The sequence below is a fragment of the Candidatus Nitrosotenuis chungbukensis genome, assembly GCF_000685395.1.
Lineage (GTDB): Archaea > Thermoproteota > Nitrososphaeria > Nitrososphaerales > Nitrosopumilaceae > Nitrosotenuis > Nitrosotenuis chungbukensis.
In genome coordinates, this window is the sequence record NZ_AVSQ01000020.1 from 128600 (window position 1) to 145461 (window position 16862).

The following is a 16862-nucleotide window of genomic DNA, read 5'->3' on the forward strand; positions in this document are numbered from 1 at the left end:
ACCCACCATCTGGGCCAAACGGCAAACCAGATGTATGCAAAACGGAAAGAACCCGGGGGTCACTCCAAGGTCAATTGCAGCAAAATTCCGCAGGATTGTACCACAATCCAATTACAGGCATTTAGTTTCTTCGAGTCGATCGCGGTGCAAAAGGAATAAGTACCTCACATTAGGCATCAAGCACAAATGAGTAATTGGGACCTCATGATGCCTGGGATGGGTCTTACCGCCATAGGCATAACAGGTGTTACTATTGCATATTCAGGAATAGCTCACACGTTTATCGATGGAATGCATGCGTTAACAGGGCTTACACTTTTCTTGGGTTTGATCTTTTTGGCTGCAGGAATTTTAGAGGGAGGAGTATCGACGAGCAACAAAGCAAAGGCGACTACTTTGGTAATTTTGGGAATTTCCTTTTCGTTTGGGCTTGCAGCGCTTAATTTTAACTCGGTAACAACAATTCCGACATTTGCAGGAGTCATGCTGATAATAGCGGTGCCGGCAATCGTAATTGCATATGTAACCATGAAGATGCCCCAATATGCAAAACCCGTATCAATAATTTTCATACTAGCAGTTGGAGCAGCAATTGCATCTTATGTCGCCTTTGGCCTAATGGGTCCGTCCCAGTACCTTGTACCACCGCCAGTTGAGGAAGAGATCGTACCAGAAGTGCCAGTATCGACTGCGCCAGTGTTCAAGATTTCAATTCTCAAGGACTCTTCCATGCAGGGAAATCCAGACTATGATCCAGACATGGCACAGGTGCCAATGGGCAACGTCATCGAATGGACAAACGACGACATGGCGGCACACACAGTAACCAGTGCTGCAGATGCCGGAGCCACGTTTGACTCAAGCCTCATCAGTCCAGGCGACGCATTCAGACTGGACACTGCGCCGTTGGAGCTTGCCAAGTACGATTATTTCTGCATAGTCCACCCATGGATGACAGCATCATTTGAGTTGGTAGGAGAAGAGTCAGGAGAAAGGCTTGCAGAAGGAGCAACGGCAACTGATCCAAACTCAGTAATTCCAGAACAGATGCCAATCGAGACTCCAGTGATTCCAGATGAGACCCAAGTGCCAGAAGTGCCGACTGAAACGCCAGTAGAGCAGGCGCCAATCATTCCAGAAGAACAGGTAGAAGAGCCAGTCGAAACTGAGACAATAGTTTCAATTCCAGCAGGCTCGTCTCTCCCAGGATGTGAGGCAACCGATGAATGCTTCATACCAAGTTCCGTAACAATAACGACTGGAAACACAGTAACATGGACAAATGACGATACAGCTGCACACACAGTAACTAGCGGCATAGATGTAACTCCAGACGGAGTATTTGACAGCAGTTTACTTCCAGCAGGAAAAGCATTTTCATTCAAGTTTGAATCAAGCGGCGAGTATCCGTATTATTGCATGGTTCACCCATGGATGACTGGAAAAGTCATCGCAGAATAAGTTTGGAAATAGTTCTTACAAAAAATCAAAAAAAAGTTCTTGTAAATCACGCACAGAGTAATTTTCCAAACGAGTCATGTGCGCTTTTGTTTGGGACTGACGATTCCAGAACATGCACAGTAAAGGACATCTTTTTGGCAGAAAACATGGAGAAATCCCCAATAAACTTTACAATTTCAAACGAGGAATTACTCAAAGGATACAAAGAGGCAGAGCAAAAAAAACTAGATGTCATCGGAATATTTCATTCCCATCCGCATTCGGAGGCAGTTCCCTCTTTGACAGACAAGGAATTCATGGTTGGAAATCCAGTTGTGTGGATGATATTTTCAAACAAGCGCGATGAGTTAAAGGCATACATCTTAGAATCAAGCCTAGCACATGTTTCTATAAAAATAATCTAAGTCATTTTAAGGAAAGTTAGAAATCGCAGGACCGATACCACTAGATTGAGCCCAATGTTCGTAAAGTCTAGGCTTGTGGTTTTGCCCAGCCGCGTTCAATTAGGATTATTTTAGTTGCAGGCTTGACACATGCAGGAGCTCCATTACTTGCCTTGATTACGAACTGAAGGCCTTCTTTGCACTCCACGTCGTCAACAACAGTTCCAGACTGGATTTGTTTTAGGGGGGACTTGATGATTTTAACAGGAGTGGGAACAACTGGTACCACAGTTCCACCAACTATAGTAATGTCAACAGACTTGTGATCTCCTATGACACCAACCTGTCCAATGTAATCAGGATCTGCCCAGACATCAAGCTTGTATTTTCCTTCCTTGATGCCTTCTGGAACAACCATGTTTACACTGTAGGTACTAGAAGATGACAGAAAATCAGACTGGAAGAAAGGACAGTCGCTGTCGTTTGCCAACGGGCTTTTAGGCGTGACTAGGACATAGCGGGGCTTGACGGCAGATACTTCGCAAATTCCAACATCAGGAGTAACCCATGGGATGGTGTTTCCGGCATCATCTTTTACCTTGAATGACACGCGCACTGTTTCGCCCACCATCACGTTTGATTTTGTAAGTGTCAGATCAGAAATCACTACTTTCATTCCAGCAGGAATTACTGGGAGTATTGGCTCATCAGTCGGTACAATTGCAGACTCGCTGACGACCCTGATGCCAGGGGAGAAGTAGTTTTGCCATGCGTTTCTATGCTCGTCCCACACGTTTGTTGCAATGATGTTAAAGTCAAGCGGTGCTGCAAATGTGTGATAAATAGTTACAACCAGACAGTCATCTGTGATAACGGCTTCGGCCTTACATGCACCTTTTGACGTTTCTACTTTAACGTCTTTCAGGGAATTTTCAGGGTCTATGACTTTGATGGTGTTAATTCCGTCCCACGATCTGTCTAGTTCAATCCTAGCCTTGCTATCGCCAAGTATCTGTCCTTTAGCCAAACCAAAGATCAACTCAAAATGCCTTACTTCGTCAGGTCCGCCTTTTTCATATATCTTGAAAACTGCCTTGTTTACATCCCCAACCTTGGTTGTTGCCAATTGAATCGGCGTTAAGAATAATTCTGCATTTGATGACTTGCCATTATATGAAAAGCCCTGATCCACTCGGCGTACGCTGTCACGTGTCAATCCTAATGTCGGAGGAACACAGTCAACACAGTCACTGCTCTGTACTTCATCGACAACTATTGGCGGCGCAATTGTAACCAATGAAGGTGTAATTGTGCTAGAAGGTCCGGTGGTAGTAACTGCGCCACTAGACAAGATTCTTCCATCCATCACCACGGTATTAAGTAGTGTAGTAGCTGCATGTGTCAGTATGATGCCTGCAAACCTGCTGTCATCAGCGATTGTTGTTCCGCCAGTTGGTACCCAGAATACATTGTCAGATTGTGCACCGTCTAGTGTAACCGTTGAAAACTGGGCTGTGCCAAGCGTGCCAGCTATTCTAAATATGTAAATGCCATCACCACTAAGAGTGATGCTAGTGAGAATATCAACGGCACCAGTAATACAATAGATTCCGGGTGGTATAGTTCCAGGAGGATTTGCCCCGACTACAAGATTATCCAGGGTAGTTTGTACTCCAATTGTTGTGGTACAAGATCCAGATTGTCCCGGAGTGTTTACGAATGTATAGAGATTATTGACAGATGTCAGTGCAGTAGTATATGCAGGATTACTAGATGTGATTGTCACTCCCGAAACTATCGGAAATTCTGCAGGTGCTACATTGTAGCCAAGATCACCGTTAAGATGAGTCCCCCCGTTGGTATCGGTGTAGGTATCAGAGAAAAGGGCAAAGTTATCGACTCCAGCAAGGCTTGGATCTGCTGCAGTGGCAGTCGGGATGGAGAAAAACATGATAGAAATTACAGTTAGTACTGGAAGTATGAGAATTTTCTTTATAGTTATCACTAATGCATTTTTGCAATCATCATTATTAAGTCACGCTTACATTTGTGTTAGTTTTATTGACAAGTTTGTCAGTATGCCCAGCCGCGTTCAATGAGTTTTGCCTTTGTTGCAGGCGTCACACATGCTGGGCTGTCATCACTTGCGCGGATTACAAGCTGAAGGCTTTCTTTGCACTGTATTTTATCAATGGAAACCCCAGACTTGAATTGCTGTAGCGGAGATAGGATTTTGTTAATTTTTGTAATTGCCAGTGTTGCGACGTATTCGTCTTGTTGTATTTGATGCGTACTTTGAGGGTACGGCTCTACTTTTAACAGCCTAATGAAATACTTGCCAAAAACAGGAATCACGTCATCAGTTCCAAGAACGATGCTTTCAAAGGCAGTGTTTTCTTTTTTTACATCAACTTGTATGCGTATTTCGCCCTGCCAGATGCACGTGACATCAGATGGACACCTAGAATCGCTTGTGACGTTTGAAAATCTCATCATGATGTCGTCGGTTACCACCACATCTTGATTTAATTTTAAAACAAATTCCGAAATCACATCATACGTATATTTTGAAGAGAGGTTAGAATCAGACGCATCGGAGGATTGCGCGCTTGCTGATCCTGCACCAAACACCACAAATAACGCAAGTACGGTAAAAATCAATAATTTCAATACAGATACATCGTTGGAATGAACTCTTAAAGCATTCCACGGGTTCTTACTTGACATATTGCACAATCTTTGCCGTATCCCTTAGTTTCAATTCATTGATTTCGTGCAAATCCGATAAATCATTCATCTTTATCAGATTAGAGCTCACAGTGTACAGGGTATCGCCGATGTAAAACGATCTTGACGGCATGGAATAGTCGTATCCTGTGCCATTAGAGTGACTGATCATTCCCTTTAGCGTAATGCCATCAGATGGATTAATCCCAAACACATAGAATCCTCTCCACACTCGGGTCTCGTAATATCTTGCATCCATAGTGTACATTTCTCCCTGCTCAGTAATTGGGATGGATAGGATGTTTTTCTCCTTGTCAAACAGTAGCGCCTTGTGATCAGACAGCACCTCAGAGTCTGCACCCTGTTTCCCTATTGTCTTGACATCAATTACTTTTGGATTTGACACGTTAGTTACATCAAACAGTGCCACCTTGACTCCCAGTATCTCTGTTCCGCCATACTGGTTGTCCTTTGTCTCTTTTCCTATTCCAATGATATGGTTTGCATCATACGGGTGCAGATAGTTAGAGTATCCTGGGATTTTCAGTTCGCCAAGTACTTTTGGCGTATCATTGGATAGATCAATTACAAAGAATGGATCAATTCTCTTGAACGTGACAAGATACAGCCTATCGTCCATGAATCTTGCCGAATAAATTGTCTCATCTTCGGCAATTTTTTCGAGTTTACCGACTTGGTTTAGGGATTCGTCTAAGACATAGACATTGTTGAATTGAACTGTCTTGTACTGATTATAGTATTCAGATGTCGTGGCAATTCGGAATCTGTCCCCAGACTCATCCATTGAAAACTGGTTGAGCAGCCTGCCTGGCACCTCGCCTTTTGCCACATACTTTAGCGAGATGTCACTTATGGAAATTTTGTGCACCACTGTTTTGAGCATCTGCTGTTGCAATTTGGTGTCATAGTCATATATGGCGTCTTGGATTTTTTGGAACATCTTTGACCTGTCAGATGATGACAGTCCGTTGTATGCATCCTGCAATAGATCAGAGACGCGGTTCCATTTTTCCTGCTGAGGTATTGTAACATCAGAAATCACCGCTTTGATTTTTTCCTGGATGTCTTGCGGGAGTGAAGGGAGTATGGCGTTGAAAAATCTGTCTTTTTCCATATCCTGGTAGTAGTGGTACGGCGTGTTTTTCTGATACGTGATGTAGATGTTGTCATTTGACACATAGACTGTTCCTGCACTGCTCATCAGAAAAGTTTCTGCGTTTATCTTGTTGTTGAAGATATCAATTGCAGTTACGGTGTTGAAATTATAGTATTGATCAGGATTGTCAAAATAGTATATTGGCGGGCTGATAAGAACGGTGTCTTGCTCGCGCACCATTGGGATGATCGGTCGTGGGATGTTTGCGTCATTTACAGTGACAATGTAGACCACGCCTCCAATCATTCTTGCGCTGGTATAGTATCCATTAACGGAATAATCCTTGACTATCTCCGGGTTTTCCTTGTCAGACACATCAAGTATTGTGATGTGTGTAAGTGGCGTGTAAATCTTGGACGGCGCAAAACCATATTCCTGGATATAGTCCATTTCCTGACTGCCATGGTAGAATATAGTAAGCAGATTCTTGTTTAGGAAAATGTTTTGAAGTGATTGCCCCTGAGGTATGTCAAGGCCGACTTTGAGTACGATTTTTGCAGTTTCCGCAGGATATGCATCTATAATTGTGAGTTTGTCGCCAGATACGATATAGGCATATTTTTCATCGTTTTTGATATAGTCAGGCTCGTCCACATCTTTGACCTGAACGTTTGTAGTAGAGTGGGTTGGCATTTCAGCATCATAACCAGATGGCGGAGATTCCATTGGTATGTCTGGTCTTGGTGCAAATTGATCAGAGGTTGCCACATTTTTGCCAGAATTCCAAGGGGATGGAAATACAGTTCCATCTTGAAATCCCCCTTCACGCATAGTATACTGCTGTATGCCTGTCATCTGCGCATCCTGCAGGAATTTGCTGATTTCATCGTATGAGGAAAATTTCTTTATTTCCTGTGAATCGTCAAGTGAGATGGGTTTGGTATCAAAAATTGTCGGCGGCACAGCATACGGTGTGTCGGTGGTACCTAAAGTGGACAATGCAAAATAAAGTCCCAAAGATCCTACAACAGAAAGCGCAGCTATAACACTAATAATTTTAAAATTCAATACTGATCAGATCCCGGATCAACGGTTAAGGCTTGCGCAGACATCGTATGATCAGTGATCAAAAAACTATAAGAGGTTTGATTAAATTTGAATTGAACCAAAACATTCCAAGTTATCAAATGTATTTTCAAATTCACGATAACATTTTAGAATTATTCAGCATCATACCTTTGAATGTTTGATTGATACTAGTCCAATGTACGCAAGTCTAGGCTTGTGGTTTTGCCCAGCCTCGTTCAATTAGGATTATTTTAGTTGCAGGCTTGACACATGCAGGAGCTCCATTACTTGCCTTGATTACGAATTGAAGACCTTCTTTGCACTCCACGTCGTCAACAACAGTTCCAGACTGGACTTGTTTTAGTGGGGACTTGATGATTTTAACAGGAGTGGGAACAACTGGTACAACAGTTCCACCAACGATAGTAATGTCAACAGATTTGTGAGCTCCTATGACGCCATACGGTCCAATGTAATCAGGATCTGCCCAGACATCGAGTTTGTATTTTCCTTCCTTGATGCCTTGCGGGATAATCATGTTTATGCTGTAGGCATTAGAAGACGATAGAAAGTCAGACTGGAAGAAAGGACAGTCGCTGTCGTTTGCCAGCGGGCTTTTAGGCGTAACCAAAACATAGTGTGGCTTTACTGCAGATACTTTGCAAATGCCAACATCTGGGGTAACCCAGGGGATGAAATTTCCATTGTCATCTGTAACTTTGAACGACACCCGTACAGTATCCCCTATCTTTACTTGAGATTTTGTGATGGTTAAATCAGAAATCAATACTTTCATTCCAGTAGGAATTATTGGAATCGGCACTGGCTCAGTTGTCAATGAATCTACTGCCTTGACTCCAGGAGTAAAGTAGTTATTCCATGAGTTTAGGTGTTCGTCCCATACTTTAGTTGCAATGATGTTAAAGTCAAGCGGTGCTGCAAATGTGTGATAAACAGTTACAATCAGACAATCCTCTGTGAAAACTGCCGCTGCCTTACATGCCCCTTTTGATGTTTCCACCTTGACATCTTTTAAGGAATGTTCCGGGTCTATGACTTTGACGGTATCAATTCCATCCCATGATCTGTCTAGTTCAATCCTAACCTTGCTATCGCCAAGTATTTGTCCTTGAGCCAGACCGAAGATCATTTCAAAATGTCTTACTTCGTTTGGTCCGCCGGCTTCGTATATCTTGAAAACGGCCTTGTTTACATCTCCGATTTTGGTTGTTGATAATTGGAGAGGCGTTAAGAATAATTCCACATTTGATGACTTGCCATTATATGAAAAGCCTTGATCTACTCTGCGTACACTATTACTATCCAAGCCTAATGTAGGTGGGATACAATCAACACAGTCTTCTGATTCTACGATAGGAATAGGGGGTGCAATTGTAACTAGTGGAGCTGTAATTGCATCATTGGATGTAGTAACTGCTGCGTTTGGTCCACCAGACAAGATTCTTCCATTCATGGTTACATCGACGAATAATGTAGTAGGTCCAAGAGTCACTATGTTACCGGCAAAAGTAGTGACAGTTGCAAGCGATGTTCCATGTGCTGATGTTGATGGCACCCAGAATACCTTGTCAGGATTTGCACCGTCTAGCGTAACTACTGATCCTGTTACGGTACTAATTGCTCCATCTATTCTGAAGATGTAAACTCCGTCGCCTTTAAGAATAATTCCTGGTGAGAGTATAGAGACAGCACCACTGATGCAATATATTCCAGGTGTCAGGGTTCCAACAGCAGGCATTCCTGGAATTACAACGTGGGCCAAGTCAGTTGCGCCGGCAAGGTTTGTTGTACAAACTCCCGTATCAGATTCAGTGTTTAAGGAAAGAAAGAGTTCACCTTGTTTTGTTATTGCCGTGCTATAGGCAGTACTAGGAGACGCAATCACCACACCATTAGATAATGTTGGAGTAGTCGTAATAGGATCAGGCGGTATACGATACCCAAGATCCCCAGTTAGTGTGGTCGGATTGGTGTTAGTGTAGGTATCAGAAAGAATGGCAAAATTGTCAAGCCCTGCAAGGTCGGGATCCGCCGCATTGGCAGTAGGGATAGAGAAAAACAGAATAGAAATTACAGCAAGTACTGGAAGTATGAGAATTTTCTTCATAATGATACCAATTGTTTGTTCTTAGCATTATTAAGCAGTGCGGACATTTTTGTCAGTGTTATCGACAGGCTTGTCAACATAATGGGCTACATCCTTTGAAATCACATGTAGATTTTCTGCCAACCAAAATAACGGCAATATCACAATCCAAGTCTAGACACTTAAGATTGATTCAAGTTCCCATTTTGATAAGCCACGAATCATCTGTATTCACTCCCGCAGTCGCCAATAGAAGAAAACAAGTCTTTGGATTTAGACGTCACAAACTTTATCTTTTCATTGTCTTCTTTGTCCAAGTTTAACGAGAATACTCTTGCGTTCTCTGATCTGTGCTCTGCTATGCCAAGCCTTGCGCCGATTATCACACCTGCGACAGCAGGCCTGTCCAAGATGTATTTTGTAGCAACGTTTGCGATTCCGACATGGTGCTTTTTTGCCACAGAGTCAAGCGCTGCCAGCAGATCCTGGAACAGTGTCCACCCACCCCATGCATCAATCATGTTCTTGTATTTTTGCAAACTAAACGTGTACAGGTCAGATCTTGTGGGCTCTGATTTTCCCAGATAACCCTCAGACATGAATCCACCAAGTAGTGTTCCATATGTGAGCAGTTTGATGCCGTGTTTTTTACAAAACGAAGCCATCAGCGTATCAGGCCTCTGGTCCAATATGGAATACTGCACCTGGTTTGACACCAGATTGAATCCATTTTCCACCATGGTTTTGATTCGTTCGGTATCAAAGTTTGTCAGTCCTATATGCCGTATCTTCCCATCATCTCTAATCTTTGAGAGATGGTGCAGTGCGTCAAGGTAGCTTGTGTCAGAGTAATCCCACCAGTGAAACTGCACCACGTCGATTGTTTTCACATTCATTCTGCGAATGGACTTGTCGATGTAATGCTCCACGATCGACCTAGTCATAGGACCGGAGCTTGGGACAAATTTTGTAAGGGCCTGAATTTTGTCAAGTTCTGATTCGCCCTTTTTCTTTGCAAGTCTTTTTCTAAATTCTCCCAAGTATTCTTCGGCAGGCCCGTAAATGTCTGCCATGTCCCATGTGGTAAAACCAGAGTCATGATACAACATCATCTCAGAGACGGCAGACTCCCGATCAATTTGTCCGTGGCCGCCGGCTACCTGCCACATACCGTTTAGGATTCGGCAGATTTGCAAGTCGGATGCTAATTGGTAGGTTTTTTGCGACATGTCAGATTATGGTTTTCTGAAAATTGATTGCAAGAACGTAGAATGAGATTTCATAAATAATTCCACAGTATGCTTCTTTCTTGAATTAAATATCCCTTTTTGTAAAGGACAAGTATGATGGAAATACACGTGTACGACACATACGTAGAGGCCAAAGACGGTCATACGATGCATTTTGATGTCATAACAGACGTCAAAGACCACGGCAAGGCAATCGAATATGCCAAGCAATGGCTAGAAACTGTTGGCGAAAAAGGAGCTAAAGTGACAACTGAAGAGTGTCAGTTCTGCCACTCACAGGGTGCCCCAAAGCCAGTAGAGGATGCAATCAAAACTAATGGGTTCTTCATCCAAAAAATGGAAGGCTGCCCATAGCTTTTTTTACTTTTTATTATTTTTAAAATTCCCAACACGCATTTTTGACCAGACACAAAACCATGAAATAGATTTTAATTGATTTGATTCCACACCATATCATTGACAAACCCCCCGTACAACAAGCAAACAGTAGAAGGGGACAAAAAGACGCAGTGGATTTGCGGCTGCTTTGAGACAATCGACGGCTATTTTTGGTTCTGCGACGAACACAAGAACACGCTTAGAAAGACAATCGAGGCCCAGATTGACGAGCTCGACATGACGCGGGTTTTGGAATAGGCTTTAAAGCGTAATCTTTTGTTTTGCAAAAAATGCCTTTTTGATTAAATCAGACAAACAATTTTTGATCAATTTTACATTAAGCGGGCTCCATTATACCCCATGATGAAAGTAAGATTGAACCGAGAACAGTTGGAAAGGGTTCACGCTGAAATTTATGGTGCAAGAGAGAGCGACTCTCCAATCTCCATACAATTGCAAAAACTCGACAGATACATCGAGGAGCGCAGAGGAAGAGTCAGCAAGCCCGACACGTTTGACAAGTTCGAATATGGCTTTTATGCCTGAGTTTTAAAACTCGGATTATAGAACCAGGATTGCCACAAAGGCACCTACGAACACGATTGCCACAGTGTTTAGGAGTTTGATTACTGTGTTCAGTGCAGGTCCTGCAGTGTCCTTGTATGGGTCACCTATGATGTCGCCGACTACTGCAACTTTGTGTTCTTCGCTTCCCTTTCGTCCCTGCATCTCGATTAGCTTCTTTGCGTTATCCCATGCGCCTCCGGTGTTTGCCAGATGATACGCCAAAAAGATTCCAGTAACAACAGATCCCATCAGCAATCCTGCGACTGCGGGCGGGCCAAGAATTATTCCAAGAACAATCGGTGCGGCAATTGCAATTGATGCAGATTTCCAAAGTTCTCTTAGTGATGCAACGGTAGCAATGTCCACGCACTGGGCATAGTCAGGCTTTGACTTGCCAGTCAGGATTTCAGGGTCGGCCTTGAACTGGCGCCTTACCTCGTCTACCATCTTTGATGCGGCGCGTGATACGCCGCCGATTAGCTGTCCTGTTATGATAAATGGAATCAGTCCCCCGACAAGCAGGCCTACTACCATTGCAGGGTTTGAAAGGCTATAATCAAGAACCTTGCCTGTAAAAATTTTGGCAGCCTCGTACTGGAATGCCTGTATCATGGCAAGCGCAGCAAGTCCGGCACTTGCAATTGCAAATCCCTTTGTCACTGCCTTTGTGGTGTTTCCAACTGCGTCGATTTGGTCAGTCACCTTGCGGTTCTCCTCGCCCATGCCAGTCATCTCGACTATTCCTCCTGCGTTATCTGCAATTGGTCCAAACGCGTCTATGCTGAGAACGATTCCTGCAAGACTTAGCATTGCCATTGCGGTAAGCGATGTTCCAAAGATTCCATAGAGCAATGCCTGCGACGGGTCTGGTGCTGCAGAGGATGCAATTGCATATGACAGTATGATTGCTGCAACTAGTGCAATCATGAACGGTCCAGTTGACTGCATTCCCTTGATTATTCCCATTAATGTGAGTGATGCATAGCCCCATTTTGCAGAGTCTGCAATTTCGTTTACAGGCTTGTATCTGTAATTTGTGTAATAGTCAGTGATTCTTTGGATTACTGGAACGAGTATCACACCAATGATGGTGCTTCCAAACAAGGCGTATGCCATCTTGTCATTTCCGATAAATGTTGTGATGAGCGCATAGTTTAGTCCGATTGCAATTGCAGCTGAAATGTAAAACGATTTGTTGAGCGGCTTCATCACATCTGCGACATTTTTTGAGCCAATCGTCGCAGTTCCGATTATTGATGCAATCATTCCGGATGCGCCAATCAGTATTGGATAAAGGAAAATCTTTGGAGCGCCAATCAGCGCTGCAATCAAAAGCGATGCAAGAACAGTAACCACGTATGACTCGTAGACGTCAGAGCCCATACCTGCCGCATCCCCTACGTTATCGCCCACGTTGTCTGCTATTGTGGCTGGGTTTCTCGGGTCATCCTCTGGAATGTTTGCCTCCACCTTCCCAACCAAGTCTGCACCCATGTCGGCTGCCTTGGTAAAGATGCCCCCGCCGATTCTGATGAATAGTGCGATTAGACTAGCTCCGATTCCGACGCCTGCAATTGTGATTGGGTCTGGATACACCAGATACAATAATGATAATGCAAGTAGCGCCATTGCGGGAACCGCAAGTCCCACAGTTGCACCGCCCCTAAATGCAAGTGCAAACGTCTTGCCGATTCCGCTGCCAGTTGCGTTTGCAGCCCTGACTGCTGCCTTTACGGTGATTTTTAGCGATATCAGGCCGGCTACTGCAGAGAGTGCCGCGCCTACTGCAAATGCGATTCCGTTTGATAGACCGATAAAATATCCAATTACCACAGACAGTCCGATTGCAATTGGTATGATGATTTTCATTTCCCGCTTGATGAACGCAGATGCTCCGACCTTTACCGCGTCGGAGATGTCCATCATTTCTTTGGTTCCAGCTTTTTGTTTTGCTACCCATCCGGCATAAACGGCTGCAACAGCGAAAGAAGCGATCGCTGCACCCACTGGGATAATAATTTCTTGCAGCTCCATTTTATACTTGCATGCCTATTCCTAGGAAATATAAACTATCTAGAAAAATTGGGCTGTTTTCTTTTTTGGTACGGACTAAATGTTTTGCCCCTTAGTACTTGGCGGGTCAATTTGTTAAACCGCTTTCCATGACTCAGATACGGAAACCTCAGGTGCACCAGTTCGTGCGATATGGTGTGATCCAGCGCCCTTTCGTCTGGGATCTTTTTGACGTTGATGAAAACCAAATTGTGCAAAAGGTACGACACCCCGTAATACTTGTATGCGGTGGTGCGCCTTCCGGACGTAATTTCCTTTGGCATTCCCAGCACTTCCTTTGTGCTCATGAGCACCCGCGGTTCTGATATGGCAAGTCTGCTCGAATAGATTCCGACTTTTTCTAGAATGCTCAGCCTCAGGTCAGGATCCAACCTCATGGAATGGGCTCATAAAATCATTCTATATCATGCGGTGTCAATTGTTGTACTGAGGTTTGTTCACTGGAATGACACTAGTATTTTTTCAGTATTTTCTTGTAGTTTTTCACAGCGTCCATTATGACAGTTTTTGCAGTTTCTGCAGACTCCCATCCCAGCACCTCGACTTTTTTTCCCTCCAAGTCCTTGTACACTTGGAAAAAGTGCGCCATCTCCTTTAGGTTGTGGGACTCGATGTCTGTGATGTCCTTTGTGTTTAGGTATCTTGGGTCGTTTATTGAAACGCAGATTATCTTGTCGTCTGCCTTGCCCTCGTCTGTGAGCCTGAGCAGCCCCAGCGGCCTGCACTCGATCAGTATTCCAGGATATGTCGGGTTTGTCACCAGGACCAGTGCGTCAAGTGGATCCCCGTCATCAGACAGCGTCTGCGGGATTATCCCATAGTCGCCAGGATAGTGAAATGGCGAGAACAGTACGCGGTCCAGCTTCATCATGTTGTGCTTTTTGTCATACTCGTACTTGTTTTGCGACCCCTTTGGGATCTCAACTACCACATTGATTATCTCCGGAATGTCAAGTCCTGTTTCGATGTCGTGCCAAAAGTTCTTGCTCATGGTTTTTTCTCAGGTTTGGATTAATCTAATGTTTCGATCGTAACAAAAAGGGTCAGAGTTTAGTGTGTAATCATAAGTCATACAGCCACCGTCTCATCACACCCCCTTAGTTCATTAGATTGAGTAATTGTTGCGTTTTATTTCTAATTTCTTGTGTTACTTTGACTATAACTAGTCCCTCGTTTGGCTGGCCGTACAGCACAACTGAGTTTTGCGGCGCATGCACGCAGACGGGAAGTACAAGCAGGTCTTCCTCGCCGCTTACCATAATCTGGACTGGAAGTTTTGACTTGAGGGCATTCCGTATGGTATCGATGCTTTGCGCGGTGATTTGACCTGCAGGATTGTCGCAGGACATCTTTGTCACGCCGCCAGATGGAATGTCCCTTTTTTGCCTTTTTTCAAATCCGTCAACAATTGAAAGCGACGGAATCATGCCAAATGATAATATTTTTTCCGTTGTCGCGTCCCCCACTGTGATGATAAACGAGCCCTTTGGGATGTGATGCAAAATGTTTTCTTTTGATGTGTCGCGGAGCAAAACGCCAAGTGGAGTCTTTAGTTGTTCTCGGAGGGATTCGGGCAGTTTCACGTCTATGCGGCTATATTGCCCTGCATTTCTTCTTTTAGCTTTGCTGCAAGAATGCTGCACTGCGCTGCCACGTTTTTTGCAGCGGACCTTATTGCCTCAGCTGATGGAGATGTGGGGTCGGTAATTATTACAGGCTTGCCAATGTCTGAGCCAGTCATGATTCCAGAATTTAGCGGTATTTCGCCTACAAACGGAATGTTGTATTTTTCGCTGATTTTTCTGGCGCCGCCCTCTCCAAAGATGTAGTGCTTGTTTTTGCAATCAGGGCACAGAAAATAGCTCATGTTCTCAATTACTCCAATTATGGGAACGTTTAGCTTGCTAAACATTCCAATTGCCTTTACTGCCACATTTGATGCAACGTCCTGTGGCGTAGTTACGACTAGGATGCCAGTAATCGGAATGGTCTGTGCCAGAGTGAGCGGTATGTCCCCGGTCCCCGGAGGCAGGTCGACTATCAAATAATCCAGATTCGACCAATTCGTGTCAACTAGAAACTGTTTTAGTATTCCAGAAATGATTGGCCCTCGGTATATGGCGGCCTGATGTTCCTGCTCTGCAAAGAACCCAAATGATACCACTTGGATTCCGTGCGATGTCGCAGGCTGGAGCTTGTTGTTTTCAACTTCCATGAACGCCTTTTGCATTCCAAGCATCAGCGGGATGCTCGGCCCATAGATGTCTGCGTCAAGAAGCCCGACTTTAGCGCCAGACTGTGCAAGTGCAAGTGCCAGATTCAGTGAGACAGTCGACTTGCCGACGCCGCCCTTTCCGCTTGCAACGCCAATTATGTTTTTTACAGTGGCCATCGCCTCGTCGGCATCAAGTGAGCGGCCCTCCATCACCTTCGCAGTCACGTTTAGATCAAACTTTTTGATTTCCGAAATTTCTCCAATTGCGTTTCGCACATCTTGTTCTATTTGATCATTAAACGGACATGCAGGAGTAGTAAGCTCAAGTGTAAATTTTAGATTACCTTCGTTTAACTCCAAATCTTTTATCATCCCCATCGACACGATGTCTTTTTTCAAATCAGGATCAATTACCGTTGCAAGCTTTGACAGCACTTGGTCTACGCCAACCATGCAAAAAAATCCCCTTTTACAATATTTAAAGATAGGTTACTATACAAAACGGCAAATTTTGCAAAAATATTACAGATTAGGGATACCTAAGCAGAAATTCTCGCAGGCAGATAAAAAACTAAAATTTGACAGGATGAATAGGTCATAGTTGCAAAATGTTATCTGGTAATTCGGCGCTTTTGTGTAAGAAATGCAGAAATTTGCCCAAAGATTCATAAATTCAGGTTTGGGAGTTTTGTACAGTTGTTTTCTATATCTACTCTAGAGGATGTCGTAAGAATTCCGCCAAGTATGTTTGGCACTTCGCTAAAAAAGGCCGGAATTAGCATTCTCAAGGAAAAATACGAAAGCATGATCAACGCCGAATTAGGATACATCATTATGATTTTAGAGGCCAAAGTGGACGAAATGGGAAAAATGATTGCCGGCGACGGCGGCACATACCACAGAGTAGAATTTGAGGCACTCACATTTACACCAAAACTCCAGGAAATCGTTTTGGGCGAAATTGTCGATATTACAGACTTTGGCGCATTTGTAAGAATCGGGCCGACTGACGCATTGCTGCACCTGTCCCAGGTAATGGACGACTATTTACAAAGCGATGTAAAGTCCGGAATGATCATTGCAAAGCAGAGCAATCGCACGCTAAAAGTCGGCTCTACAATTCGCTCAAGAATCACCGCAGTATCGCTTGGAAAAGCCGCAACAATGGGCAAGATAGGAATCACGTGCAGACAGCCATTTCTTGGCGCAGAGGAGTGGATTGCAGAGGAGATTAAAAAGTCAGGCAAAGACGGCAGCAGCACTAGCGATAAAAAAGAAGTAAAGGAAGTAAAAGTAGAGAAAAAAGAAAAGAAGGAGAAATAAGAAATGGTGCGAGAGATGGCATGCAGAAAATGCAAGCATGTTTTTGTTGGAAAGGTTTGTCCGTTATGCAAGTCATCTGATTTGACGCCAGACTGGACAGGAGTTGTCCTCGTTTCTGATCCTGAAAATTCTCACGTCGCAAAGACGTTGGGAATTACCCAGAAAGGGAAATTTGCCTTAAAGGTAACGTAGG

General features: G+C 44.0%; 17 protein-coding genes. 7 read left to right on the plus strand and 10 right to left on the minus strand.

Annotation, left to right across the window (positions count from 1 at the left end):
• Window positions 1-186: 186 nt before the first annotated feature.
• Window positions 187-1461, plus strand: a complete 1275-nt coding sequence (locus NKMY2_RS10815; protein WP_042687153.1) for a cupredoxin domain-containing protein — start codon at window positions 187-189, stop codon at window positions 1459-1461.
• Between the two features lie 2 nt (window positions 1462-1463).
• Complete coding sequence (locus NKMY2_RS08720) at window positions 1464-1865, plus strand: M67 family metallopeptidase (RefSeq protein ID WP_042687155.1); 402 nt, start codon at window positions 1464-1466, stop codon at window positions 1863-1865.
• Window positions 1866-1932: 67 nt separating this feature from the next.
• Here NKMY2_RS08720 and NKMY2_RS10345 read toward each other — a convergent pair whose 3' ends face one another.
• The 5 genes from NKMY2_RS10345 to NKMY2_RS08745 all read right to left on the minus strand — a co-directional run bounded on the left by NKMY2_RS10345 (window position 1933) and on the right by NKMY2_RS08745 (window position 10092).
• The gene (locus tag NKMY2_RS10345) at window positions 1933-3849 is read right to left on the minus strand and encodes an ice-binding family protein (RefSeq protein ID WP_052347686.1); all 1917 of its coding nucleotides are present in this window, start codon (window positions 3847-3849) and stop codon (window positions 1933-1935) included.
• A 68-nt stretch (window positions 3850-3917) separates the two neighbouring features.
• Window positions 3918-4514, minus strand: a complete 597-nt coding sequence (locus NKMY2_RS08730; protein WP_157832513.1) for a hypothetical protein — start codon at window positions 4512-4514, stop codon at window positions 3918-3920.
• Between the two features lie 46 nt (window positions 4515-4560).
• On the minus strand, window positions 4561-6756 hold the full coding sequence (locus NKMY2_RS08735; protein ID WP_042687160.1) for a beta-propeller domain-containing protein: 2196 nt from the start codon (window positions 6754-6756) through the stop codon (window positions 4561-4563).
• A 208-nt stretch (window positions 6757-6964) separates the two neighbouring features.
• Window positions 6965-8884 carry an ice-binding family protein gene (locus tag NKMY2_RS10350; RefSeq protein ID WP_052347688.1) on the minus strand — a complete coding sequence of 640 codons (1920 nt, stop codon included), beginning with the start codon at window positions 8882-8884 and terminating at the stop codon, window positions 6965-6967.
• A 200-nt stretch (window positions 8885-9084) separates the two neighbouring features.
• A complete protein-coding gene (locus tag NKMY2_RS08745; protein WP_042687163.1) occupies window positions 9085-10092 on the minus strand; it encodes an aldo/keto reductase in 1008 nt (335 codons plus the stop codon).
• Window positions 10093-10209: 117 nt separating this feature from the next.
• Between NKMY2_RS08745 and NKMY2_RS08750 the strand changes: the two genes are divergently transcribed.
• The 3 genes from NKMY2_RS08750 to NKMY2_RS08760 all read left to right on the plus strand — a co-directional run bounded on the left by NKMY2_RS08750 (window position 10210) and on the right by NKMY2_RS08760 (window position 11037).
• Window positions 10210-10467 (plus strand): DUF2024 family protein, encoded by a 258-nt coding sequence (locus tag NKMY2_RS08750; protein WP_042687424.1) that lies wholly within the window; start codon window positions 10210-10212, stop codon window positions 10465-10467.
• A gap of 102 nt (window positions 10468-10569) precedes the next feature.
• A complete protein-coding gene (locus tag NKMY2_RS08755) occupies window positions 10570-10749 on the plus strand; it encodes a hypothetical protein (protein WP_042687166.1) in 180 nt (59 codons plus the stop codon).
• A gap of 132 nt (window positions 10750-10881) precedes the next feature.
• On the plus strand, window positions 10882-11037 hold the full coding sequence (locus NKMY2_RS08760) for a hypothetical protein (RefSeq protein WP_157832514.1): 156 nt from the start codon (window positions 10882-10884) through the stop codon (window positions 11035-11037).
• 15 nt (window positions 11038-11052) lie between these two features.
• Here the strand turns inward: NKMY2_RS08760 and NKMY2_RS08765 are convergent, their stop codons facing one another.
• The 5 genes from NKMY2_RS08765 to NKMY2_RS08785 form a co-directional block, all read right to left on the minus strand.
• Window positions 11053-13092 carry a sodium-translocating pyrophosphatase gene (locus NKMY2_RS08765; RefSeq protein ID WP_042687172.1) on the minus strand — a complete coding sequence of 680 codons (2040 nt, stop codon included), beginning with the start codon at window positions 13090-13092 and terminating at the stop codon, window positions 11053-11055.
• A 35-nt stretch (window positions 13093-13127) separates the two neighbouring features.
• The gene (locus NKMY2_RS08770; RefSeq protein WP_042687175.1) at window positions 13128-13508 is read right to left on the minus strand and encodes a hypothetical protein; all 381 of its coding nucleotides are present in this window, start codon (window positions 13506-13508) and stop codon (window positions 13128-13130) included.
• Between the two features lie 74 nt (window positions 13509-13582).
• A complete protein-coding gene (locus NKMY2_RS08775) occupies window positions 13583-14122 on the minus strand; it encodes an inorganic diphosphatase (protein ID WP_042687176.1) in 540 nt (179 codons plus the stop codon).
• A 106-nt stretch (window positions 14123-14228) separates the two neighbouring features.
• Entirely contained in the window at window positions 14229-14714 is a 486-nt protein-coding gene (locus NKMY2_RS08780; RefSeq protein ID WP_042687177.1) for a GTP-dependent dephospho-CoA kinase family protein, read from the minus strand.
• 2 nt (window positions 14715-14716) lie between these two features.
• Window positions 14717-15799 (minus strand): Mrp/NBP35 family ATP-binding protein, encoded by a 1083-nt coding sequence (locus NKMY2_RS08785; protein WP_042687179.1) that lies wholly within the window; start codon window positions 15797-15799, stop codon window positions 14717-14719.
• 243 nt (window positions 15800-16042) lie between these two features.
• Between NKMY2_RS08785 and NKMY2_RS08790 the strand changes: the two genes are divergently transcribed.
• The gene (locus NKMY2_RS08790; protein WP_042687182.1) at window positions 16043-16669 is read left to right on the plus strand and encodes a DNA-directed RNA polymerase; all 627 of its coding nucleotides are present in this window, start codon (window positions 16043-16045) and stop codon (window positions 16667-16669) included.
• Window positions 16670-16672: 3 nt separating this feature from the next.
• Entirely contained in the window at window positions 16673-16861 is a 189-nt protein-coding gene (gene spt4, locus NKMY2_RS08795; RefSeq protein ID WP_042687185.1) for a transcription elongation factor subunit Spt4, read from the plus strand.
• The last annotated feature ends 1 nt before the right edge of the window (window position 16862 follow it).